Origin of the sequence: Curtobacterium sp. ME12 (assembly GCF_903970855.1) — a bacterium.
Classification (GTDB): Bacteria; Actinomycetota; Actinomycetes; order Actinomycetales; family Microbacteriaceae; genus Curtobacterium; species Curtobacterium poinsettiae_A.
Genome location: NZ_CAJCKD010000019.1, coordinates 23,647 through 46,044, shown reverse-complemented (window position 1 = coordinate 46,044; position 22,398 = coordinate 23,647). Strand labels below are relative to the sequence as shown.

23 protein-coding genes and 1 tRNA gene are annotated in these 22,398 nt (G+C 71.9%); 16 read left to right on the top strand and 8 right to left on the bottom strand.

Annotation, left to right across the window (positions count from 1 at the left end; all coding sequences use genetic code 11):
• Positions 1 to 2: 2 nt before the first annotated feature.
• From H7A73_RS10755 to H7A73_RS10745, 3 genes are read right to left on the bottom strand one after another with little or no spacing between them, the layout of a single operon-like run.
• Complete coding sequence (locus H7A73_RS10755) at positions 3 to 1,247, bottom strand: DUF4350 domain-containing protein (RefSeq protein ID WP_182065945.1); 1,245 nt, start codon at positions 1,245 to 1,247, stop codon at positions 3 to 5.
• Positions 1,244 to 1,927: a DUF4129 domain-containing protein gene (locus H7A73_RS10750; protein WP_182065944.1), complete on the bottom strand. Its 684-nt coding sequence runs from the start codon at positions 1,925 to 1,927 to the stop codon at positions 1,244 to 1,246. Before H7A73_RS10750 ends, H7A73_RS10755 begins: the two co-directional genes overlap by 4 nt.
• Positions 1,882 to 3,216, bottom strand: coding sequence for a glycerophosphoryl diester phosphodiesterase membrane domain-containing protein (locus H7A73_RS10745; protein WP_182065943.1), 1,335 nt, complete (start codon positions 3,214 to 3,216; stop codon positions 1,882 to 1,884). The genes H7A73_RS10750 and H7A73_RS10745 overlap by 46 nt, the downstream gene beginning before the upstream one ends.
• A 149-nt stretch (positions 3,217 to 3,365) precedes the next feature.
• Here H7A73_RS10745 and mtrA point away from each other — a divergent pair, with 149 nt between their 5' ends.
• From mtrA to secA, 6 genes are all read left to right on the top strand, one after another.
• Positions 3,366 to 4,040, top strand: a complete 675-nt coding sequence (gene mtrA, locus H7A73_RS10740) for an MtrAB system response regulator MtrA (protein ID WP_017888813.1) — start codon at positions 3,366 to 3,368, stop codon at positions 4,038 to 4,040.
• A gap of 5 nt (positions 4,041 to 4,045) precedes the next feature.
• Positions 4,046 to 5,785: an MtrAB system histidine kinase MtrB gene (gene mtrB, locus H7A73_RS10735; RefSeq protein ID WP_259362835.1), complete on the top strand. Its 1,740-nt coding sequence runs from the start codon at positions 4,046 to 4,048 to the stop codon at positions 5,783 to 5,785.
• Positions 5,785 to 7,467 (top strand): LpqB family beta-propeller domain-containing protein, encoded by a 1,683-nt coding sequence (locus H7A73_RS10730; protein ID WP_182065942.1) that lies wholly within the window; start codon positions 5,785 to 5,787, stop codon positions 7,465 to 7,467. The genes mtrB and H7A73_RS10730 overlap by 1 nt, the downstream gene beginning before the upstream one ends.
• Before the next feature lie 97 nt (positions 7,468 to 7,564).
• A complete protein-coding gene (locus H7A73_RS10725) occupies positions 7,565 to 8,227 on the top strand; it encodes a ComF family protein (protein WP_182065941.1) in 663 nt (220 codons plus the stop codon).
• A 158-nt stretch (positions 8,228 to 8,385) separates the two neighbouring features.
• On the top strand, positions 8,386 to 9,096 hold the full coding sequence (gene hpf / locus H7A73_RS10720) for a ribosome hibernation-promoting factor, HPF/YfiA family (RefSeq protein WP_182065940.1): 711 nt from the start codon (positions 8,386 to 8,388) through the stop codon (positions 9,094 to 9,096).
• A gap of 170 nt (positions 9,097 to 9,266) precedes the next feature.
• Positions 9,267 to 12,047 carry a preprotein translocase subunit SecA gene (gene secA, locus H7A73_RS10715; RefSeq protein ID WP_182065939.1) on the top strand — a complete coding sequence of 927 codons (2,781 nt, stop codon included), beginning with the start codon at positions 9,267 to 9,269 and terminating at the stop codon, positions 12,045 to 12,047.
• Between the two features lie 69 nt (positions 12,048 to 12,116).
• Here the strand turns inward: secA and H7A73_RS10710 are convergent, their stop codons facing one another.
• Complete coding sequence (locus tag H7A73_RS10710; protein WP_182065938.1) at positions 12,117 to 12,557, bottom strand: Rv3235 family protein; 441 nt, start codon at positions 12,555 to 12,557, stop codon at positions 12,117 to 12,119.
• Between the two features lie 118 nt (positions 12,558 to 12,675).
• Here H7A73_RS10710 and H7A73_RS10705 point away from each other — a divergent pair, with 118 nt between their 5' ends.
• Positions 12,676 to 14,175, top strand: a complete 1,500-nt coding sequence (locus tag H7A73_RS10705; protein WP_027466510.1) for a sensor histidine kinase — start codon at positions 12,676 to 12,678, stop codon at positions 14,173 to 14,175.
• Positions 14,176 to 14,338: 163 nt separating this feature from the next.
• Here the strand turns inward: H7A73_RS10705 and H7A73_RS10700 are convergent, their stop codons facing one another.
• Positions 14,339 to 14,587, bottom strand: a complete 249-nt coding sequence (locus tag H7A73_RS10700; RefSeq protein WP_017888820.1) for a WhiB family transcriptional regulator — start codon at positions 14,585 to 14,587, stop codon at positions 14,339 to 14,341.
• A 261-nt stretch (positions 14,588 to 14,848) separates the two neighbouring features.
• On the opposite strand from H7A73_RS10700, the gene H7A73_RS10695 reads away from it, so the two are divergent.
• On the top strand, positions 14,849 to 15,280 hold the full coding sequence (locus tag H7A73_RS10695) for a hypothetical protein (protein ID WP_182065937.1): 432 nt from the start codon (positions 14,849 to 14,851) through the stop codon (positions 15,278 to 15,280).
• A 143-nt stretch (positions 15,281 to 15,423) separates the two neighbouring features.
• On the opposite strand, the gene bcp is transcribed toward H7A73_RS10695, so the two are convergent.
• Positions 15,424 to 15,894, bottom strand: coding sequence for a thioredoxin-dependent thiol peroxidase (gene bcp / locus H7A73_RS10690; protein ID WP_182065936.1), 471 nt, complete (start codon positions 15,892 to 15,894; stop codon positions 15,424 to 15,426).
• Between the two features lie 96 nt (positions 15,895 to 15,990).
• On the opposite strand from bcp, the gene H7A73_RS10685 reads away from it, so the two are divergent.
• A tRNA-Lys gene (locus H7A73_RS10685) sits at positions 15,991 to 16,063 on the top strand.
• Between the two features lie 105 nt (positions 16,064 to 16,168).
• Here the strand turns inward: H7A73_RS10685 and H7A73_RS10680 are convergent.
• Positions 16,169 to 16,819 carry a YigZ family protein gene (locus H7A73_RS10680; RefSeq protein WP_371830601.1) on the bottom strand — a complete coding sequence of 217 codons (651 nt, stop codon included), beginning with the start codon at positions 16,817 to 16,819 and terminating at the stop codon, positions 16,169 to 16,171.
• Between the two features lie 101 nt (positions 16,820 to 16,920).
• On the opposite strand from H7A73_RS10680, the gene H7A73_RS10675 reads away from it, so the two are divergent.
• From H7A73_RS10675 to H7A73_RS10645, 7 genes are all read left to right on the top strand, one after another.
• The gene (locus H7A73_RS10675; protein WP_051596928.1) at positions 16,921 to 17,361 is read left to right on the top strand and encodes a hypothetical protein; all 441 of its coding nucleotides are present in this window, start codon (positions 16,921 to 16,923) and stop codon (positions 17,359 to 17,361) included.
• Positions 17,358 to 17,819 carry an ImmA/IrrE family metallo-endopeptidase gene (locus tag H7A73_RS10670; RefSeq protein ID WP_182065934.1) on the top strand — a complete coding sequence of 154 codons (462 nt, stop codon included), beginning with the start codon at positions 17,358 to 17,360 and terminating at the stop codon, positions 17,817 to 17,819. The genes H7A73_RS10675 and H7A73_RS10670 overlap by 4 nt, the downstream gene beginning before the upstream one ends.
• Positions 17,816 to 18,742 carry a hypothetical protein gene (locus H7A73_RS10665; protein ID WP_182065933.1) on the top strand — a complete coding sequence of 309 codons (927 nt, stop codon included), beginning with the start codon at positions 17,816 to 17,818 and terminating at the stop codon, positions 18,740 to 18,742. The genes H7A73_RS10670 and H7A73_RS10665 overlap by 4 nt, the downstream gene beginning before the upstream one ends.
• A 162-nt stretch (positions 18,743 to 18,904) precedes the next feature.
• Positions 18,905 to 19,117, top strand: a complete 213-nt coding sequence (locus H7A73_RS10660) for an SCO4848 family membrane protein (protein ID WP_182065932.1) — start codon at positions 18,905 to 18,907, stop codon at positions 19,115 to 19,117.
• Positions 19,118 to 19,260: 143 nt separating this feature from the next.
• On the top strand, positions 19,261 to 19,938 hold the full coding sequence (locus H7A73_RS10655; RefSeq protein WP_182065931.1) for a response regulator transcription factor: 678 nt from the start codon (positions 19,261 to 19,263) through the stop codon (positions 19,936 to 19,938).
• Between the two features lie 16 nt (positions 19,939 to 19,954).
• A complete protein-coding gene (locus H7A73_RS10650) occupies positions 19,955 to 21,328 on the top strand; it encodes a sensor histidine kinase (protein ID WP_182065930.1) in 1,374 nt (457 codons plus the stop codon).
• A gap of 49 nt (positions 21,329 to 21,377) precedes the next feature.
• A complete protein-coding gene (locus H7A73_RS10645) occupies positions 21,378 to 22,034 on the top strand; it encodes a PepSY domain-containing protein (protein WP_182065929.1) in 657 nt (218 codons plus the stop codon).
• Between the two features lie 59 nt (positions 22,035 to 22,093).
• Here H7A73_RS10645 and H7A73_RS10640 read toward each other — a convergent pair whose 3' ends face one another.
• Positions 22,094 to 22,393 carry a hypothetical protein gene (locus H7A73_RS10640; protein WP_182065928.1) on the bottom strand — a complete coding sequence of 100 codons (300 nt, stop codon included), beginning with the start codon at positions 22,391 to 22,393 and terminating at the stop codon, positions 22,094 to 22,096.
• Positions 22,394 to 22,398: the final 5 nt, after the last annotated feature.

The window sequence follows — 22,398 nt, the reverse complement described above, 5'->3', positions numbered from 1 at the left end:
GGTCACGGTCGTGCTCCTGGTCGGTCGGGGTCGGAGGTCGGTCGGTCGCCGGAGGTCGCCCGGCGGACGGCGCGTTCGAGGTCGTCGAGGGCGGCGGTGCCGTCGACGAGCGCACGGTCGTCGTCGGTGGTCCCGCCGACGAGCAGGGCTCCGACACGGGTGTGCGGGATGCCGGTGGCCTGGGCCGCGGTCCGGACGACCTCGTCGACGTGTGCCGAGCGGGGCAGACCGAGCATCCTGCCGATGCGGCGGACGGCGGCGACGCGCAGGGTGTCGAGGGCGTGGGTGCGGTCGCGGGTGCGGGCGTACATCCGGGCGCGCCCCTCGGTGGTCTCGGCAGCACGGACGACGACGGGCAACCGTTCGACGACGAGGGGGCCGAGCCGTCGGCCCCGCCAGACGCCGGCCGCCACGGCGACGAGGGCGAGCAGAGCGAGCGCGCTCGGGACCCACGGCGGGGCGAGCTCGCCGAGGGTCGGAGCGGCGTCGGGGGTGCCGACGGCCGGGGTGTACCAGACGAGCCGCTCGTCGGCGCCGAGCAGGCCGAGGGCGAGCGCGGCGTTCCCGGCGGTGGCGATCGTGTCGTTCCGGAACGCCGAGGTGGTGCCGAGCAGCGTGACGTCGCCGCCGGGCGTGGCGGTGCGCACGAGACCCCAGACCCGGGAGCCGCCCTCGCCCGTCGGCGCGCACCGTTCGGCGGCGTCGTCGTGCACGGTGTACCCGGAGCCGGCGGTGGTGACCCGGCCTGCCGAGGCCGCCGCCGGGATCCCGCACGAGGCCGTCGAGACGGTGGCGTCACCGTCGACCTGGACCGCCGGGTCGACCCGGAGTCCGAGTGCCTCGAGTCCGGCGCCGCTCGTGCCCACGACCACGACGTGCCGGGCCGTGCGGGCGATGCGTTCCGCGACGGCCGGGTCGAGCGCACCGTCCGCGTCGTCGATGAACACCGTGCCGCCGTCGATGCCGCCGACGCCGTCGACGGTGTCGGTGACGGAGACCGCGGTGCCCCGTTGCTCGAGCACCCGGACCAGGGCGGCCGAACCACTGGCCGTCGTCGAGGTCGGGTCGAGTGCGCGCGGTGCGTCCGGGTCGGTGCCCTGCACGAGGGCGGTCAGGGCGGCGAGCAGGACGCCGACCAGGACGATGGCGACCCAGAACCCGACGCGGAACCGGCGTCCCTCGGCCGGAGCCGGAGCGTGAGCCCGCGCCGGCCCGGCGCTCGTCCGCGTGGCGGTGTCGGTCGTCATGCCGGCACCACCGGTCCGTCGGCCCGGGCGGGCCGGGCCTGCCGGACGGAGCGCTCGGTGTCGAGCACGCGGAGGGCAGCGGCCTCGTCGGCCTCGGCACCGAGGTACCGCACCGCGTCGAAGGCGGTCGCTGCCGCATCGAGCGCACCCGCCGACGCGGGGAACGGCACGGCGCCCCGTGCGGCGATCGTCCGCGCGGTGGCTCCGGGCACGTCGGGCACCAGGTCGCGTTCGCCGAGCCCTCTGGCGATCGCGCGGAACCCGTCGAGCACCGCTGCCGACCAGTCGGCGCGACGGACGGCGGCCTGGGCCGCTTCGAGGAGTTCCCGGGCGGAGCGCAGGTCGTCGGCGTCGAACACCCCGCCGGTGTCGCCGTCACCGGCCCGGGCGCGTCGGCGGGGAAGCCCGCGGGCGACGACGACGAGCACGACGACGGCGACGAGCACCACGATCGCGATCACGAGCGCGGTGCGTGCCGCAGCGGGCGAGTCGAGGCCGTCGGCACGGAGCGACCCGAGCCAGTCGAGGAAGGAGCGCGAGGCACGGTCCCACCACGTCGGCCGGGCACCGTCGTAGGCGGCGCGGTCGAGTTCGCGCTCGAGCAGGCGACGCGCCTCGTCCGGGTCGACCGCCGTCACGCGGAGCCGTCCGGCGGCGCCTGGCCCGGACCCTGCTGCCACGGCTGCTGCTGCTGACCGGGCTGCCACGGCTGCTGCTGCGCCTGCCACTGCTGCGCCTGCCACTGCTGACCGCCCCACTGCTGCTGCGGCGGCCACGGCGGGCGCGCGACGGGCGCGGACGGCGCGAACGGGTCGGCCGGCTGCCCGGAGTCCAGGTGCGACGCGATCCGCTGGTCGAGGGCCTCGGTGCGGATCCGCCGGTCGACGGCGAGGAACGTGGTGATCGACGCGCTCAGCACGTCGGTGATGCACTGCACCGCGATCGCGAGCAGGCTGCCGACGACGATGGCGATGCCCGCACCGGTGCCGACTCCCGACGTGCCTCCCATCTGGCCGAGGGGGTCGAAGGTGCCCCCGATGAGCACGACGCCGATGGTGAGCGGGATCGACGCGATGGACGCCGCGAACACGAACACGAGCTGCACGAGCAGCAGGATGCCGAAGGTCCGCCAGAAGGCCCCGCGTGTCAGACGCCACGACTGTGCGGCTGCGGCGAAGACCGGCCGGCCCTCGAGCGCGATGGTCGGGACGGTGAGCACGAAGCGCGTGGCGAGCCACACGACGACGACACCGATGCCGAGCACGAACAGCACGAGCGCCAGCACGAACCACCCGGTGCCGGAGTCGGCGGCACCCATGGCCGCGAACACCCCGAAGAACACGAGTCCGGCCAGGATCGCGAGGACCACGCCGGCCCCGATCTGCACGAGCATCCACGCGACGACGGACCACCGGCGGCCGGCGAGCAGCGCCCACAGCCCCCGGAACGTGGCGCGACGGCCGAGCACCCGCTGCCCGGTGTCCGCGGCGACCGGCGCCACCAGGAACCCGCGACCGAGGTAGGCGAGGAACGGCAGCACGACCGAGAGCAGTGCCGTGAGCGTCAGCGTGCCCGCGACCACCGAGTCGGCACCGCTGCCGCCGTCGAGCGCCGAGAACATCCGCGACTGCAGCGCCTGCTGGCCGAACGTGCTGGCCAACGTCGAGAGCAGACCGAGCACACCGCTCAACAGCACACTCCACAGCAGCAGCACGCGGGCGTTCCGGCGGAAGACCATGAAGGCGCCGGCCAGGATGTCCCCGAGGCCGAGCGGGCGCAGCGGGATCACCGGACGCGAGCCGCCGGACGGGCCGCCCGGTCGCCCCGGACCCGGCCCCGGGGCGGGCTGCGGCGGCACGGAGAAGCGGGGCGGGCCTCCAGGCAGGGGTCCTGGTCCCTGCGCCGGTCCGGACGCCGGCGGCGTCGGCGCACCCTGCTGCCCACCGCCCGGTGTGTGCCAATCGGACATGACTCCAGCCCCCTCGTCGTGTCGGACCGTGCCAGCGATGCACGGTCCACCCCCATCCTGGCGGAAAACCCGGCGCGGCGGGGCCTCGGCTATCGTGTGGGGACACGTGCCGACCACGGCACCCGCACGCCACCCGGAGTCCAGATCACATGACACCGCGCATCCTCGTCGTCGACGACGACCAGGCCCTCTCCGAGATGATCGGCATCGTGCTCCGCTCCGAGGGGTACGAACCCGAGTTCAGCGCCGACGGCAACGACGCCGTCGACGCGTTCCACGCCACCAAGCCGGACCTCGTCCTGCTCGACGTCATGCTGCCCGGCATCGACGGCATCGAGGTGTGCAAGCGCATCCGCGCCGAGAGCGGCACGCCCATCATCATGCTCACCGCGAAGAGCGACACCGCCGACGTCGTCCTCGGGCTCGAGAACGGTGCCGACGACTACGTCGTGAAGCCCTTCAACCCGAAGGAGCTCGTCGCCCGCATCCGGACCCGTCTGCGACCGAGCGCGTCCGACGCGACCGTCCTGCACGTCGGCGACGTCACGGTCGACGTCGCCGGGCACGAGGTGCGCCGCGGCGACACCGTGATCGCGCTCACGCCGCTCGAGTTCGACCTGCTCCGGGCGCTCGCCGAGAAGCCGAACCAGGTGTTCACCCGCGAGATGCTGCTCGAGCAGGTCTGGGGCTACCACTACAAGGCGGACACCCGCCTGGTGAACGTGCACGTGCAGCGGCTCCGCGCGAAGATCGAGCACGACCCGGACAACCCGAAGACCGTCACCACGGTCCGCGGCGTCGGGTACCGCGCCGGAGGAGCCTGAGCACCGTGCCGCCCTCGACGCGCCCGTCGGGCTCGGCACGCTCCGGCCGGGTCGGTGGGGCCGGCGGCGCCGGTGGGGCCGGCAGCACCACCGTCTCGATCGGTGTCGTCGACCGCAGCCGTCGCCGGATGCGACGCTGGCTCCGACGCGCCTGGCGTCCGATCGCCTACCTGTGGCGGCGCTCGCTCATGTTCCGCTCGGTCGCCATCACCGTGATGACGACGGGACTCGCGGTGGCGATCATCGGCACCGCGGTCATGGTGAGCATCTCGACGAACGTCTACTCGCAGCGCCGCGACCAGATCGAGTCGGAGTCGGCCCGGGCCACCATCGTCGCCCAGGGGATCTTCGACGCGGCGACCGCAGCCGAGGACAACAACCAGTCCGAGCTCGAGACCCTGCAGAACGAGGCGCAGCAGGCGATCCTGTCGAACACGACGAGTCCGGGTGGCACGAGCATCGCCATCGAGCGGAGCCCGGACCAGTCCACCCCGCAGACGCTCCAGACGATCGCCAGCCAGGACTTCCCGGACGCGGTCATCACGGATGCCCTGCGCAAGGAGGTCGGGCAGAACACCGGTCGGCTCAGCCTGCAGCCCGTCGAGCTCGACGACGACGGGCGCCGGGTGCCGGGCCTCGCCGTCGGGTCCACACTGCAGATCCCGAGCGCCGGCCAGTACGAGCTCTACCTGGTCTACGACCTGTCCGACGCGCAGCAGACCCTGGACTTCGTCTCCCAGACGCTCTCCATCGGCGGTGTGGCCCTGATGGTGCTCATCGCCCTGGTCACGTCGCTCGTCGTCCGGCTCGTCGTCGTGCCGATCCGCGGTGCCGCCGAGACGAGCCGGAAGATCGCCGCGGGGCGCCTCGACGAGCGCATCCCGGTGCGCGGCCAGGACGACCTGGCGACCCTGGCACGGAGCTTCAACGGGATGGCCGAGGCGGTCAGCCGCCAGATCACCCAGCTGGCCGAGCTCTCCCGCGTGCAGCAGCGCTTCGTGTCCGACGTCTCGCACGAGCTGCGCACGCCGCTCACCACCATCCGCCTCGCCGGCGACATGCTCTACGACTCCCGGCACGCGTTCGAACCGTCGGTCGGCCGGTCCGCCGAGCTCCTGCACGCCCAGGTGGAGCGGTTCGAGCTGCTCCTCGCCGACCTGCTCGAGATCTCCCGCTACGACGCGCAAGCGGTGCAGCTCGACACCGAACCGTCGGTGCCGGCGGCGCTCGCCGCGGACATCGTCGAGGAGTTCCGCCCGCTGGCCGAGCGTGCCGGCATCGACCTGCAGCTCGCGACCCCCGGCGGACACACCACGATGCGGCTCGACGCCAAGCGGGTCCGCCGGATCCTGCGCAACCTCGTCGGCAACGCCATCGAGCACGGTGACGCGAAGCCGGTGCAGGTCGTCGTCGACAGCGACGCACGAACCGTCGCCATCGCCGTCCGCGACCAGGGCGTCGGCATGCCGCCGGAGGACGCCGCACGGGTGTTCGACCGGTTCTGGCGGGCCGACCCGAGCCGGAAGCGCACCATCGGCGGCACCGGCCTCGGTCTGGCCATCAGCCTCGGCGACGCGAAGCTCCACGGCGGGCGCATCGACGTGTGGTCCCGACCGGGCGAGGGCTCGACGTTCGTGCTCACCCTGCCCCGCAACGAGCAGGGCACCACCGCCACCTCGGCCATCCCGCTGCCCGAGCTCGACGAGTCGTACGACGGCCCCCGCGCCGTGCGAGAGGAGTCCTGATGCGCCACCGGATCCGCCACGTCCTCGCCGTCGCGCTCGCCGCGGTCAGCTTGCTCGCGGTCACCGCCTGCGCGGCCATCCCGACCGACGGTGCCGTCCGCACCGGGCAGACGATCAAGGACGAGTCACTCTCGGGCGTCGACTTCCGGCCGGACAAGCCGATCACCGGGTCCGACCAGACGGCGATCCTCCGCGGGTTCATTGCCGCCGCCACCGGCGCCCAGGACAACTACGCCATCGCCCGGCAGTTCCTGGCCGCCGACTTCGCCCAGCAGTGGAACCCACGGCAGGGCGTCACGATCCGCGACGGCAGCGGCACCGTCGAACGCGCCGACGACCGCGAACTCACCTACACGATGACGGCCAGCGCCACGGTCGACTCCGAAGGGGAGTACACCCAGGCCGTCCGCCCGACCTCGTCGACGCTGACGTTCCAGTTCGTCCGCGAGGACGGCGAGTGGCGCATCGCCTACGCCCCGGACGGCATCATCCTGTCGCCGGTCAGCTTCGAGTCGGTGTTCCAACCGCACGCGCTGTACTTCTACGACCCCACCTACAGGTTCCTGGTGCCCGACCAGCGCTGGTTCCTCGCCCGGTCCTCCACGAGCACGCGCATCGCGAGCGCCCTGCTCGCCGGCCCCACCGACTGGCTGAAGGGCGCCGTCGTCTCGTCGTTCCCGGAGGGCACCCAGCTGTCCCTCAACGCGGTGACGATCGACAGCGGCACGGCCCTCGTCGACCTGTCGCGCGACGCCCTGGGCGCGAGCACCGTCGACAGGGTCCGGATGCGCGAACAGCTCAGCAAGTCGCTTGCCTCGGTCGCCACCATCTCGTCGGTCTCGATGACGATCGAGGGCGCGACGCTGTCGGTGCCGGACTCCGGGGGAGCGGACGCCCAGCAGAACCCCGACGTCGATCCCCGACCCCTGGTCGACGAGGACGGCGTCGTCGGCTACGCCGCCTCGGGAACCGGCAAGGTCGCCGAACTCGGCAGCGGCGTCGGCGCCGCGATCGCCGGCCTCGACCCGACGTCGATCGCCCTGTCGGCGTCCGGCACCACCGCCGCCGTCGGCAACCGGGACGGCGTCATCGTCGTGCGCGGCAAGGACCGCCTGCGCGTCGATGCCCGCGAAGGCCTCATCGCCCCCGCCGTCGACGACCTCGGCTTCGTCTGGGTGGGACAGCAGTCCGACACCCGCCGCATCACCGCGTACGGGCTCGGCGGCGACCCCCACCAGGTGCGCACCACCCTGCCGCGCGGCGACCTCGTGTCGTTCCAGGTGTCCCGCGACTCCACCAGGGCCCTCGCACTCATCGAGACCTCGGACGGCCCCGGCCTGTACGTGATGGCGATCATCCGGGGGTCCGACCGGTCACCGACCTCGTTCGGCGCCCCGGTCCGGGTGCAGGCGGCCAGCGGCACCGCGGTCGACGCCGCATGGGTGAACGACACCGACGTCGCCTCGGTCGGGCAGACCCCCACCGGTCCGAACATCGTGCGCACGACGATCGGCGGCAAGTCGAGCACCCTGCCGAAGCCCGACGGGCGCGCCACCGCCATCAGCGGCGGCGGCGGCGGCGCGCTGTTGCTCCGGATGTCGGACGGCGACGTCCTGCAGTCCACCGGGGGTGGCTGGGACACGACGGGCGTCACCGCCGACGTGCTCGGCGTCCAGCGCTGACGCGACGGTCCTCCACACCCCAGCCGGCCTGGAGGCCCGTCCACCGTCCGGCACCACGGCCCACCACCACCGTCCGGTCACCACCACAGTCGTGGGCATGCCCCCTGACGACGACTCCACCCCGTGGCGTGATGCCCTGCTCGCCGTGCTCGGGCTCTTCCTGCCCGTCACCTGCCTGGGCTGCGGCCGCCAGGACCGCGCGCTCTGCCCACCGTGCCGGGCGGCGCTCGCAGCACGGCCCCGGCGGGTCCGGCTGGTCGCCGGTGTCCGGCTCGACGCGGCCTTCGAGTACGAGGGGCTGGTCCGCACCCTGGTCCTCGAGCTCAAGCTCCGGGGGCGGGTCGACGTCGCCCGTCCGCTCGGCGTCCGCTTCGGTGCACTCGTCCGTGCGGCGCTCGCCGCGGCCCCGGACGGCACCGTGGTGCTCCGGGTGCCGCCGTCCCGGGCGGGTGCCCGACGACGTGGGTTCGACCCGGTCGTGCTGCTGCTCGCCCGTGGTGGTGTCCGGCACACGGGGCGTCTCGTCCGCACCGCGGCCGGACGACGGCGATCCGGACCGGGACAGAAGGAGCGGTCGGCGGTGGAACGCGTCGCGGCGACCGTCGGGACCCTGCACGCGACCGGCGTCGACGGCCGCGATGTCGTGCTCGTCGACGACGTCGTCACGACGGGCGTCACGATGGCCGAGGGCGTCCGCGCGGTGCGGGCCGCCGGTGGCCGGGTGGTGCGCTGCGTCGCCGTGGCGACCGTCGACGCCTGACGCCTGGTGAACACCCGGTGGCCGCTGTGTGTCCGGTGAGTGTCCGACGGACTCGCCGCCTCCCCGTGACGCCGACGGTGCGCCGGGTCTAGCCTCGCGACAAGGCGTTCGGGTCGCCGGACGGAGGCGACGCGCCGACACTGGATGGGAGCCGCCACATGGACGTGACGATCACGGGCCGGAACGTCGGGGTCACCGACCGTTTCCGCACCTACGTCGAACAGAAGTCCGAGAAGATCGACGTGCTCGCCGACCGCGCCCTCGCCTTCGAGGTGCGCATCAGCCGCCACAACGAGAAGTCGAGCGGCAGCCAGGGCGAGGACCGCGTGGAGCTCACGCTGATCGGACCGGGGCCGCTCGTGCGGGCCGAGTCCGCGGCGTCGGACAAGTACGCCGCCTTCGACCTCGCCTTCGCGCGGATCATGGAACGCCTCCGTCGGGCGCGTGACCGCCGCAAGGTGCACCACGGTCGGCACCGCCCCACCTCGGTCGCCGAGGCCGCCGGCAGCGGCTTCGACGGCATGGGTGTCGTCCCGGCCGACGGCAAGCTCATCGAGGACGTCGCGACCGGTGCCGTCCCGGTCGTCGACCAGGAGGCCGCCGAGGACGAGAACGAGGTCTACAGCCCGGTCGTCATCCGCCACAAGGTCTTCGAGGCCGCCCCGATGACGGTCGACGACGCCCTGTACTACATGGAGCTCGTCGGGCACGACTTCTACCTGTTCCTCGACGCCGAGACCCGTCGTCCGAGTGTCGTGTACCGACGCAAGGGCTGGGACTACGGGGTGATCGGCATCGACGAGGTGCCCGCCGGCCAGGCGTCGGCCGACGTGGACGCCGACGCGGAGCGTGCAGCCGCGATCGCCTGACCCCGACGCGGAACCTGCGTTCCGCACCGTGTGCGCGGCCCGTTCGCGGGCCGCGCACACCCGTGTCCGCCACAGCCGCGCCGCTCACAGCGCCGTGCGTTCGCGGGTTGCTAGCATGACTGGTCGATCGGGCGCGCAGGTCGCGCGCGACGACCTCGTAAGGAGTTCACGTGGCAAACGTGCTGGAGAAGGTCCTCCGCATCGGCGAAGGACGAACCCTCCGTCGGCTGAAGGCGTACGCCTCGGCCATCAACGACCTCGAGGACGACTTCTCGAGCCTCACCGACGAGGAACTCCACGACGAGACCAAGGAGCTGCGCGAGCGGTACGCCAACGGCGAGACCCTCGACGACCTCCTGCCCGAGGCGTTCGCCGCTGTTCGAGAAGCCGCGAAGCGGACCCTCGGCATGCGGCACTTCGACGTGCAGCTCATGGGCGGCGCGGCCCTGCACCTCGGCAACATCGCCGAGATGAAGACCGGTGAGGGCAAGACCCTCGTCGCGACGACCGCCGCGTACCTCAACGCGATCCCGTCGCGCGGGGTGCACGTCATCACGGTCAACGACTACCTGGCGTCGTACCAGTCCGAGATCATGGGCCGCGTCTTCCGCGCGCTCGGCATGACCACCGGCTGCATCATCGCGAACCAGACCCCGGCCGAGCGCCGCGAGCAGTACGCCGCCGACATCACGTACGGCACGAACAACGAGTTCGGCTTCGACTACCTGCGCGACAACATGGCGTGGCAGGCGTCCGACATGGTGCAGCGCGGTCACTTCTTCGCCGTCGTGGACGAGGTCGACTCGATCCTCATCGACGAGGCCCGCACGCCGCTCATCATCTCCGGTCCGTCCTCGGGCGAGGCCAACCGCTGGTTCACCGAGTTCGCCTCGATCGCCAAGCGCCTCACCCCGGGCGAGGACTACGAGGTCGACGAGAAGAAGCGCACCGTCGGCGTCCTCGAGCCCGGCATCGAGAAGGTCGAGGACTACCTCGGCATCGAGAACCTCTACGAGTCGGCGAACACCCCGCTCATCTCGTTCCTGAACAACTCCATCAAGGCCGTCGCCCTGTTCAAGAAGGACAAGGACTACGTCGTGATGAACGGCGAGGTGCTCATCGTCGACGAGCACACCGGCCGCATCCTGATGGGCCGCCGCTACAACGAGGGCATCCACCAGGCGATCGAGGCGAAGGAGGGCGTCGAGGTCAAGGCCGAGAACCAGACCCTCGCCACCGTCACGCTGCAGAACTACTTCCGCCTGTACCAGAAGCTCTCCGGCATGACCGGTACCGCCGAGACCGAGGCGGCCGAGTTCATGTCGACCTACAAGCTCGGCGTCGTGCCCATCCCGACGAACAAGCCGATGCAGCGCATCGACCAGACCGACCTCGTCTACAAGAACGAGAAGGCGAAGTTCGAGCAGGTCGCCGAGGACATCGCGGAGCGCCACGAGAAGGGCCAGCCCGTCCTCGTCGGCACCACGAGCGTCGAGAAGTCCGAGTACCTGTCGAAGCTCCTCGCCAAGCAGGGCGTGAAGCACGAGGTCCTCAACGCGAAGAACCACGCACGCGAAGCCGCGATCGTCGCCCAGGCCGGTCGCTTCGGCGCCGTGACCGTCGCGACGAACATGGCCGGTCGTGGTACCGACATCATGCTCGGCGGCAACGCGGAGTTCCTCGCCGTGCAGGAGATGTACGCCAAGGGTCTGTCGCCGACCGAGACCCCCGACGAGTACGAGGCCGAGTGGGACGACGTGTTCGCCCGCGTCAAGGCCGAGGTCGAGGAAGAGGGCGACAAGGTCCGCGCCGTCGGCGGCCTGTACGTGCTCGGCACCGAGCGCCACGAGTCGCGGCGCATCGACAACCAGCTGCGTGGCCGGTCCGGCCGCCAGGGTGACCCGGGCGAGAGCCGCTTCTACCTGTCGCTGACCGACGACCTGATGCGCCTGTTCAACTCCGGTGCCGCCGAGAGCCTGATGGGCCGCTCGAACGTCCCGGACGACCTGGCGATCGAGAACAAGCTCGTCGGCCGCGCGATCCGGTCCGCCCAGGCGCAGGTCGAGGGCCGCAACGCCGAGATCCGCAAGAACGTCCTGAAGTACGACGACGTCCTGAACCGCCAGCGGGAGGCGATCTACAGCGACCGCCGCCACATCCTCGAGGGCGACGACCTGCACGACCGCGCGCAGTCGTTCCTCAAGGCCGTCATCGACGACGTGATCGACAGCCACACCGGCGAAGGCTCCCCGGACGACTGGGACCTCGACGCCATGTGGACCGAGCTCGGCACGCTCTACCCGATCTCGATCTCCATCGACGAGGTCATCACCGAGGCCGGCTCGAAGGGCAAGGCGTCGCGTGACTTCCTGGCCCGCGAGATCCTCTCCGACGCCAAGCTGGCCTACCAGCAGCGTGAGGAGCTCCTCGGCGACGAGGCGATGCGTGAACTCGAGCGTCGCGTGGTGCTCTCGGTGATCGACCGCCGCTGGCGCGACCACCTGTACGAGATGGACTACCTGAAGGACGGCATCGGCCTCCGCGCGATGGCGCAGCGTGACCCGCTGGTCGAGTACCAGCGCGAGGGCTACGCCCTGTTCCAGACGATGATGGGGCAGATCCGCGAGGAGTCCGTGGGCTACCTCTTCAACCTCGAGGTCCAGGTGCAGTCCGACGGCGAGAACGCGGTGATCGAGGCCAAGGGTCTCGGCGAGGACGAGGTCTCCGGCCTGGAGTACTCGGCACCGTCGATCGACGGCGAGGTCGAGGTCCGCGACGAGAAGGGTCGCCTCGAGCAGGCGGCGACCGCCCGCGCGCAGCGCGCCCAGGCCGAGGCCGAAGCGGCCGCCGAGCCGGAGCAGGGCTCCGCGTTCGGCAACGCGGCCACGGCCTCCGGTCAGGCCGCGGCGAGCAACCGCGCCGAGCGTCGTCAGGCCGCCAAGAAGAACTAGCGTCCACACAGGACGGACAGGAGGCACGGTGCCAGCTGGCACCGTGCCTCCCGTCTGCCCGCCACCCGGCTACAGGACCCCGATCGCGGTCGCCTGCCACCGTCCGTGTCGCTCTTCGAGCCGCATGGCGACCGCCCGAGCGTGACTGCGCGCGTGCACGACCACCGTCGCCTCGGCGACGCCTGCCGCGGGGCGGCAGACGAGCACGCTGCCGACCCGGAGCACGGGGCGCCCGCGTGCCCGCCGACCGGAACCTCGGGCGTGCGCTGCCACCGCGGCCCGCTGCTGCAGGTGGCGTTGCACGTCGTCGCTGATCCACCGGGCGATGCTGTCGACCTCCCGCGCGCCGGTGAGCACCTCGGCGACGCAGAGCCCGAGCGCCCGCGCCGTCGTCGCCGGGTCCGGGAGGCCGGTCGCCACGGCGGGCTCCGGTGCCGGTTCGACGATGCGCAGCGGCGGTGGGTGCGCCGTCGTCGTCTCGTGATCGATGCGGCGTGCCTGCTCTGCCACCCCTGCCCCTTCCGTCGTTGGAGCGAGCGTATGGGGCGTGCGACATACAAAATACTTACCGGTCTGCCCTGTGGACAGGGCGACGTTCTCCACAAGGCGCCGGACCTAGACTGGCTGGGTGTCGACCCTCAGTGACCTCGTCCTCGCGCAAGGCCGTTCCTCGGAAGCAGACGTGGAGTGGCTCCACCTGCTCGTGGGGGACTGGCAGCTCCTCGCCGACCTGTCCTTCGCCGACATGGTGCTCTGGGTCCCGACCGCCGAGGACGGCTCGTTCGTGGCCGTCGCGCACGCCCGACCGAGCTCCGCGGCGACGCTGTTCTACCGCGACATCGTCGGGCAGGAGATCCGCGAGGAGTGGCGCGGCCAGGTGACCGAGAGCTTCGCCGGGTCACGGGTCGTCGATTCCGCCGAGCCGGACTGGTACGAGGACACCCCGACCCGCGTCCGCGCGATCCCGGTGCTCCGCCGCCTGAGCGCGAAGAGCGCCGAGACCACCGAGCGACCGATCGCCGTCGTCACCCGGCACTCCAACCAGGACGAGATGCGGACCCCGAGCCGCCAGGAGCTCAACTTCACCGCGAGCGCGAACGACCTGTTCGGCATGATCGCCACCGGTGACTTCCCGGACCTCGGGGCACCGGCCGGTCCCCGTCGTGGTGCGCCCCGTGCCAGCGACGGTCTGCTGCGCCTCGACACCGCCGGCATCGTCACGTTCGCGAGCCCGAACGGCCTGAGCGCGTTCAACCGGATGGGCTTCGAGGGGGAACTCGAGCGGAAGTCCCTCGCCGAGGTCACCACCGAGCTCATCGGCGCCCAGCTCGACGTCGACGAGTCCCTGCCGCTCGTCGTCACCGGCCGTGCACCGTGGCGGGCCGACATCGAGTCGAAGGGCGTCACGGTGTCGCTCCGCTCGATCCCGCTCCGCGACCACGGTGAGCGCATCGGCGCCATCGTGCTCTGCCGCGACGTGTCCGAGCTGCGGCACCAGGAGCGCGAGCTCATCACCAAGGACGCCACGATCCGCGAGATCCACCACCGGGTGAAGAACAACCTGCAGACGGTGGCGTCCCTGCTGCGGATCCAGGCGCGTCGCACGCACTCGGACGAAGCGCGGACCTCGCTGCAGAACGCCATGCGTCGCGTCGCCGCCATCGCCGTCGTGCACGACACGTTGTCGAGTGGCCTCAGCCAGACGGTGGACTTCGACGAGGTGTTCGACTCGGTGCTCAAGCTCGTGACCGAGGTCGCCGCGTCGCACAACACCACCGTGCACCCGAAGAAGACCGGAGAGTTCGGGGTGCTGCCCTCCGAGGCTGCGACACCACTTGCCCTCGGGCTCACCGAGCTCGTGACGAACGCCGTCGAGCACGGGCTGGACGGCCGTGACGGCGAGGTCGAGATCGTCGCCCGCCGCTTCGACGACCACCTGGAGATCGAGGTCCGCGACAACGGGGTGGGGCTCCCCGAGGGCAAGGTCGGCTCGGGGCTCGGTACGCAGATCGTCCGCACGCTCATCCAGGGCGAGCTCGGCGGCACCATCGACTGGCACACCCTGACGGGCAGCGGCACCGAGGTGACGATCACCATCCCGTTCCGCTGGTTGACCGCCCCCGCTTGACGCCCGGTTCGAGTCCGCAAAACACCGGTGTTCACCGGTCGAACACCCGCGTTCCGGTGTTCGACGCGTGAACACCGGTGTTTTGCAGAAGCCGCTCCGCGCGCACGACGACGCCCGCCGCCCCCGGAGGGACGGCGGGCGTCGTGGTGTCGGGCGACCGGGGTCAGGACGCGCGGCGAGCGCGGGCGGCGCGACGCTTCAGCGCACGACGCTCGTCCTCGCTGAGACCACCCCAGACACCCGAGTCCTGGTTGTTCTCGAGTGCGTACTGCAGGCACATCTCGGTGACCGTGCAACGCGCACAGACCGACTTGGCCTTCTCGATCTGGTCGACGGCGGGCCCGGTGTTCCCGACGGGGAAGAAGAGCTCGGGGTCTGCGGTGAGGCAGGCAGCCTTGTCACGCCAGTCCATGTGTGGTGCTCCTTGATGTCGATGCTCGAACGGCAGGCCGGGGCCGTGGCTCGGGGGATCGGACCGCTGACCATGCATGCGGCATGGAGGGGACAACTGTGGGGAGGAGTCCGCAGGAAGCGTGTCTGACGCCCGCGAGACGCTCGGGGGAGGAGCGATGAACCACGGGAGACGCACACCACATCGTGCCGTCCAAACGACCTCCAATATCGTTCCATACTGGTAGGGCCAAATCAAGGGTTCCGATGCTGGAGGATCACTGTGCACGACGACACTCCGAACGACACCGATCCCTCCGCAGCCGTCGCGCGCCGGTCGCCGGCGATGCTGGGGCTGCTCGCGGTGGTCGGCCTCGAGTTCCTCGCGCTGGTGGTCGTGACCGTCGTCCTGGTCGTCGAACTGCTCGTCGCCCCGGCCACGAGCATCGCCTCCGGCATCGCCCTCACCGTCCTCGTCGCCATCGCTGCGCTCTGGCTCGGTGCGCTGCTGAACGGCCTGTGGCAGGGCCGGTCGTGGGTGCGCTCCGGGATCATCGTCTGGCAGGTCCTGCAGGGAGCCATCGCGATCGGCGCGTTCCAGGGCGTCTTCCGGGTCGCCGCGGTCGGCTGGGTGCTGCTCGTCCCGGCCCTGCTCGGCATCACGCTGGTGCTGTCGCGGTCGGTGACGGCCGCGCTCGCGCGTCCGGCCGAGTAGCGCGCGCCCCGCACGGGGCGACGCGCCAGCGGCGCGCGGCGCCAGCGCCGGCCGAGCCTGCGAGGGCGGTCTGCAGACAGCGCACTGGAGGCCCGGTGCCGGTTCCGAGAACTGGCACCGGGCCTCCGGTGCGTGGCCGGTCCTCAGGCCAGGCCGAGCTTCTTCCGCAGGCTCGCCACGTGCCCGGTGGCCTTGACGTTGTAGAGCGGCAGCTGGACGGCGCCGTCCTCGTCGACCACGATCGTGGACCGGATCGTGCCGGTGACGATCTTGCCGTAGTTGTTCTTCTCGCCCCAGGCCGCGTACGCCTTGTGCACGGCGAGATCGGGGTCGCTCAGCAGCGGGAAGGTCAGCGCCTGCTCGTGCTGGAACGTCTTGAGCTTCGCCTGCTCGTCCTTCGAGACGCCGAGGACCTCGTAGCCGGCTGCCTGCAGCGAGGACATGTTGTCGCGGAAGTCGCAGGCCTCGGTGGTGCAGCCCGGGGTCGACGCCGCCGGGTAGAAGTACACGATGACCTTCTTGCCGCGCAGGGCAGCCAGGGAGTGCCGGGTGCCGTCCTGGTCGGGCAGCGTGAAGTCGGGGGCGGTGTCGCCGGGGACGAGACGGTCGGTCATGGTGCTCCTTGTTCGCGTCGTGCGCACACGAGTGGTCGTGGGCGCGCGAAACCCATGCTATTGTTGATTCCCGTTGCGGCACGGAAGCCGGAACATGCACCTCTAGCTCAATTGGCAGAGCAACTGACTCTTAATCAGTGGGTTCTCGGTTCAAGTCCGAGGGGGTGCACCGCAGAACGAACGCCCCGGCTCATCGAGTCGGGGCGTTCGTGCGTTCCGGGCAGGTTCTCACGCCGAAGCGGTGACACGCCCGAGGTGTGCAGGAACCGCGGATTCAGTCGGCGGGGACGTCGACGATCCGCTCCTCGCCGATGACGGGTTCGAGCGAACCGGCTGACGCGGCGGCGAGGTCGGCGGTCAGGGCTCCGAGCGCCTCGCGGGGGACCCACACCTCGAAGGTCGCCGCCCGACCGTACTCGGTCGGACCGAGCGTCGCGTGGTGGTGCCGGACCCAGTCGCGCAGCACGTTGTCGAGCCGCCCGGCGTCGGCGTGGTCGACGTCGAAGCGCACCTGCGTCAGGGCCTCGCGACGCACGAGGACCGCCGTGTCGAGTGCCTCGGACACCGAGGTCGAGTAGGCCCGGACCAGTCCGCCGGCACCGAGCTTCACCCCGCCGAAGTACCGCGTGACGACTGCGACGACGTCGGTCAGACCGCGGCGTCGCAGGACCTCGAGCATCGGCACACCCGCTGTGCCGGAGGGCTCCCCGTCGTCCGACGAACGCGCCTGGTCGCCGAGCACGCCGGTGACCATCGCCGTGCAGTTGTGCCGGGCGTCCCAGTACCGCCGGCGGACCTCGGCGATCACGCGGTCGGCGTCCTCGACCCCGGACACCGGTGCGACGGTGGTGATGAACCGGGACTTCGTGATGACGAGCTCGTGCTCGACCGGCGCCGCGACGGTGGCGGGGAAGCGGCGGGGCATGCCCACGAGGGTAGCGGCGCGCGTGCCGGGCGCCCGCGCTAACATGGCGTCCACGCGCCGGACCCACAGGTCGCGCGGACACGGCTGGGGAGGAGTCCGAGATGGACACGGGTGATCTGAAGGGCGGGGCGCTCGACGCCGCCGAGCTCGCGCGCCGCCTCAACCTGCTCCTCGACTTCGAGGAGTCCCAGCGTGGCGCTCCGGTGCCGTTCTCCTCCATCGAGGAGTACGTCGCGGCCCACGGTGGGTCGCTGTCGCGGGCGAAGTGGACCTACATGCTCTCCGGCGACGGCCGCCGCAACCGCGACACCGAGCTCCTGCGCCTGCTGGCCGGGTACTTCGAGGTCGACGAACGCTTCCTGCTCGAGGACAGCGAGGTACCGGAACGGATCGGTGCCCAGCTCGCCCTCGTCCGGTCCCTGCGGTCCGCGCGCGTGAGCGGCTTCGCGGCCCGGACCTTCCCCGGCGAACTCTCACCCGACGCGTTGCGGCGCATCGCCGAGGTGCTCGAGGAGGAATCACAGCGGGGGAGCGTCGCATGACCGATGCCCTCATCGAGGCGTTCTGGGCTCGTGGTGCCGCCGAGGGGTGGTCGGACGTCGACCAGGCCGTCGCCGCCGCGGCTGACGTCGTCGGCAAGCCGATCGTGGTGCGCGAGGAGTCGTTCCTGGCTGCCGAGCCCGTGTGCGGCTTCGTGGCCACCCTCGAGCACGCGCACCTCGTGATGATCTCGCCGACCTCTTCACCGACCTTCCGGTCGTTCGTCATCGGCCACGAGCTCGGGCACGTCCTGCACCGGCACCAGGAGCACGCGTCGCAGAGCGCCTACATCCGCGACGTCATCCCCGACCTGCCCGAGTACAAGGTGGAGCGGGCACTCGCCCGGGGGATGTTCTCGAACACCTACGAGCACGAGGCCGAGGTCTTCGCGGACCGCCTGGCCACCGTGATCCGTCGGCACCGCGGCCGCCCGAGCGCCTTCCGCGGGGTCTTCGGGTGATCATCGCCGTCGTCCAGGCGGTGCTGCTCATCGTCGGGACGATCGTGCTGTTGGTCCTGCAGCGTGGGCAGGACCGCACCCTGGCGTTCACGTTCCTGCTGTTCGCCGCCACCATCGTGACGAACGTCGACCCGCTGTACCGGTGGCTCGACCCGCTGCTGGGCGGGCACAACGTCGTGACCCTCATCAGCGACTGCCTCATGGTGGCCGGGACGAGCACGCTGCTGTGGGGCGTGGCGAAGGCGGTCGGCGCGGCGCGCCCGTGGCTCCGGAACGCGGTCGTGGTCTCCTTCGCCGCGGTCGTCGTGGTGGTCGTCGTCGCGTTCACGGTGCTCGACAAGCCCGCGACCACGACGACGTTCATGCTCGACGCCGGCTCGCACCCGGCGGCGACGGTCTACGCGATCGCGCAGACCGTCTACCTCGGAGTCGCCCTCGGGGCGACGGGGTTCATCTGCGTGCTCCACCTGCGCGAGGCCCGGACGACCACCGACCTGGTGGGACTGTGGGTGCTGGTCCTCGGTGGGGTGCTCGGGGTCGTCCGCATGGTCGTGGTCGTCGTGATGGACGTCGCGCACGTCACCGGCGACCTGGACGTCACGCACGCGCTCTCGCTGCCCTACGACGTCACCACGCCGGGAGCCGTGCTGTGCGTGGCGTCCGGCATGCTCCTGCTCGTCGTCGGGCGCCGGATCTCCCGCCGACGTCGGGCACGCCGCGTCGACGATGCACTGCGCCTCCTCGCGCCGCTGCACGACCGTGTCGGCGTTGACAACGCCTACCCGCCCACCGACGACCCCGCGACCCGGCTCAGCCGCCGCATCGTCGAGATCAACGACGGCGTCCGGGGTGCACGGGCGTCCCTGACCGGCGCCGAGCGTGCCGCCCTCGCGGACGCCGAAGCCGCGCTCGAGACCGCGTAGTCCCTCGACGCTGTCGAGCAGGCCGTGTACAGTCTGTAGCAAGTGCTACAGATCCTGTGGCCTGCCGGGTCGGGACTCGGCCGCGTTGGGGGCGGCCGAGCACCACCCGCCCGGCGTCGCCGTACCGGCATCGTCGCCGCGGACGTTCACTAGGATCGTCCCGTGCTCGTCTTCGCCGCAGTCGTCCTGTTCATCGGCGCCGTCTTCAACGTCGTCACCTGGCCGCGCTTCTTCCAGCGCGTCGCGAAGGACTCCCGTGCCCGCGACGCCGCCGGCAAGCCGACGACGTTCTACACGGTGCACCTCGTGCTCCTGCTCCTCGCGCTCGCCATCGCCGTCGCCTCCGTGATCGCAGGGATCCTGCTGCTGGTCTGAGCCCGCCGAGGCGGCGCGGCCCTGGTCCGGACCACCGTCGGACGGGAGGCCCGTGGCGGCGCCGCCACTGGCCTCCCGTCCGCCCCGCCGCACTCGCCGGCCGCTTCAGGCCTGCTTCAGCGGGGCACGGCAGGATCGACCCCATGCGTGTGCTGGTGGTCGACGACGAGGTCCGGCTCGCCGACGGCGTGCGCCGCGGCCTCGAGGCCGAGGGGTGGGCGGTCGACGTCGCGAACGACGGCGTCGACGGGCTGTGGCACGCGCGGGAGTTCCGCTACGACGCGATCGTGCTCGACCTGATGATGCCCGGCCTGAGCGGCTGGGCCGTGTGCGCGCAGCTCCGCGCGGACGGCGACTGGACCCCCGTGCTCATGCTGACCGCCAAGGACGGCGAGTGGGACCAGGTCGAGGCGCTCGACGCGGGCGCCGACGACTACGTCACCAAGCCGTTCTCGCACCCGGTGCTCGTCGCACGGCTGCGGGCGCTCGTCCGACGGGGTGCGCGTGAGCGCCCCACCGTGCTGACGCTGGGCGACCTGGTGGTCGATCCCGCAGCCCGCACCGTGGTTCGCGGCGAGACCCCGGTCGAGCTGACCAGCCGCGAGTTCGCCGTGCTCGAGTACCTCGCACGGCACCCGGGTCAGGTCCGGTCGAAGCGCGACGTCATCGAGAACGTCTGGGACGTCGACTTCGAGGGGGATCCGAACATCGTCGAGGTGTACGTCGGGCACCTCCGCCGGAAGCTCGACCGGCCGTTCGGGCGCGCCGCGATCAAGACGGTCCGTGGCGCCGGGTACCGCTTGGCGGCGGACGGTGGCTGAGCGGCCGGCCCCCCGTGTGAGCGGGGCCACACCGAACCGGCCTCGTCGCCCCCGGTCGGTCCGGGCACGCACCACCCTCGGCGCCGGGGTCGTCGTCCTCGCGGCGCTGGTCATCGGTGCCGTCGCGTTCGTACTCGTGCTGCGGCTCGTGCTGCTCGACGGCGTGCGCACCTCGGCCGAGGCCGGTCTCGAGCAGGTGTCCTCCCGGGTCGAAGCGGACGGTGCGGCCGCAGTGACCGGCTACGAGGACGTCCTGGTGCAGGTGATCGGCGACGGCGGGGCGGTCCTGGCGCACGGCGAGGACGCCGACGGGGCCGCCCTGCCGACCGCCGACGAGTCCCGGTGGACCCACGACGGCGAACGCTGGCTGCTCGTCGCGGACGACGTGGACCTGCCCGGCGGCGGCGAGGCGACGCTCGTCTACGGCGCCACGCTCGACCAGGCCGACACCGCGGTCCGCACCGCCGTCGCGCTCCTCGCCGTGGGGGTACCCGTGCTGGTGCTCCTGCTGGTCGCGGTCACCTGGGCCGTCACAGGACGCTCGCTGCGGCCCGTGGAGCGGATGCGCACCGAGGTCGAGACGATCCGGGCGGCCCGTCCGGACGCCCGGGTCGAGGTGCCCGACACCGGCGACGAGGTCGCCCGGCTCGCGAGCACCATGAACGCCATGCTGGACCGACTCGAACGGTCTGCCGAGAGCCAGCGGCGCTTCGTGTCCGACGCCTCCCACGAACTCCGGTCGCCGATCGCGTCGATCCGGCAGCATGCCGAGGTCGCCGTCGCGCACCCGGAGCGGACCGAGGTGGCCGACCTCGCCGACGTCGTCCGGTCCGAGGCGGTGCGCCTGCAGGACCTGGTCACCGGGCTGCTCGAGCTCTCCCGCCTCGACGAGGGCGGGATCCGCACGCGGCGCTCCGTCGACCTCGACGACCTGGCGTTGGACGCGGTGGCCCGCGCGCGAGCACGGTCGAGGGCCGGTGACGCGCCCGCGCAGGACGGCGACGCCGCGGCGGTCCGGGTGGACGGCTCGGCGATCTCGGCAGCGCGGGTCCTCGGCGACGAGCGCGTGCTGGCAGGGGTGGTCCGGAACCTCGTCGACAACGCCGTCCGGCACGCGAGCACACGCGTCGCCGTGTCGCTCACCGAGCACGACGGGTCCGCGGTGCTCACGGTCGACGACGACGGCACCGGCGTCCCCGAGGACGAGCGCGAGCGCGTCTTCGAGCGCTTCGTCCGTCTCGACGAGGCCCGCAGCCGGGACGCCGGTGGCGCGGGGCTCGGCCTCGCCATCGTCCGCGACGCCGTGCGGGCGCACGGCGGCGACACGACCGTGGTCACGTCCCCGCTCGGCGGCGCGCGGTTCGTCGTCCGCATCGCACTCGGCGGCTGAACAGGTGGCTTCAGGGCTGCTTCAGCACCCCGACGCGATGCTCGTCCACATGAACTTCCGCACCCAGCACCAGAAGCCCTCCGCCCGCCGCATCGCCGCGTTCGCCGCCCTGCCGATCGTCGCGGCGCTCGCCCTCACCGGTTGCGCCAGCGACGACTCCGACGACGACACCGGCTCGGCCGGCTCCGGCTCGGTCGGCTCGTCGGCGACGGACTCGTCGGGCTCCGGTTCGTCGTCGTCCGGTGCGTCCGGCGTCGCGTCCAACGGCTCGAACACGGCACTGCTCGCAGCGGTCGCCACCGCACGCGGCGAGGTCGGCTCGGGCACCGTCATCTCGGTCGAGCAGGAGCAGGGCGCCTCCGCCTACGAGGTCCTGGTCGTGACGAAGGACGGCACCGAGCACGAGGTGCACACGAACGCCGACGGCACCTCGGTCGGCGGCACCCCGCAGACCGAGGCCGCCGACGCGGACGACGAGGCCGAGCACGAGCGCTTCGTCGCCGCCGCCGACCTGAGCGTCGAGCAGGCCGTCGACGCCTTCCAGGACCTGCACGCGGGGACCGTGACCGAACTCGGCCTCGACGACCACGTCGGCACCGTCGTCTGGGAGGGCGACGTGCTCGACTCGTCCGGCACCAAGCACAGCGTGCGCATCGACGCCGGATCCGGTGACGTCGTCACCGACCGCGTCGACACCGACGACTGACCGACGGTCCTGCTGCAGGCGAACCGGACACCGCTGTCGCCCGCGCGGCACTCGCGTCCTCAGGACTCCAGCGGCGGGCCGAGCACCTTCCGGATCGCCAGCGCAGCGAGCTGCTCGTCCGGGGTGTCGAGCAGCACGCGGTAGGTGTCCTGCCCGGTGAGGAACTCGACGCAGACGGCGTCCTCGTCGCACGGTCCGAGGCGCCACCCCTGCACCGCGTCCATCGGCACCATGGTTCGCGTCCCTCGCTGGTAGTCGGTCTCGGCCTCGAGACGATCCGCGAACACCCGGAGGCGTCCGTAGGCACCTCGCCAGCTGAGCTGCAGGTCGAGGGTGGGCGAAGCAGAGCGGTCCGGCACCTGCT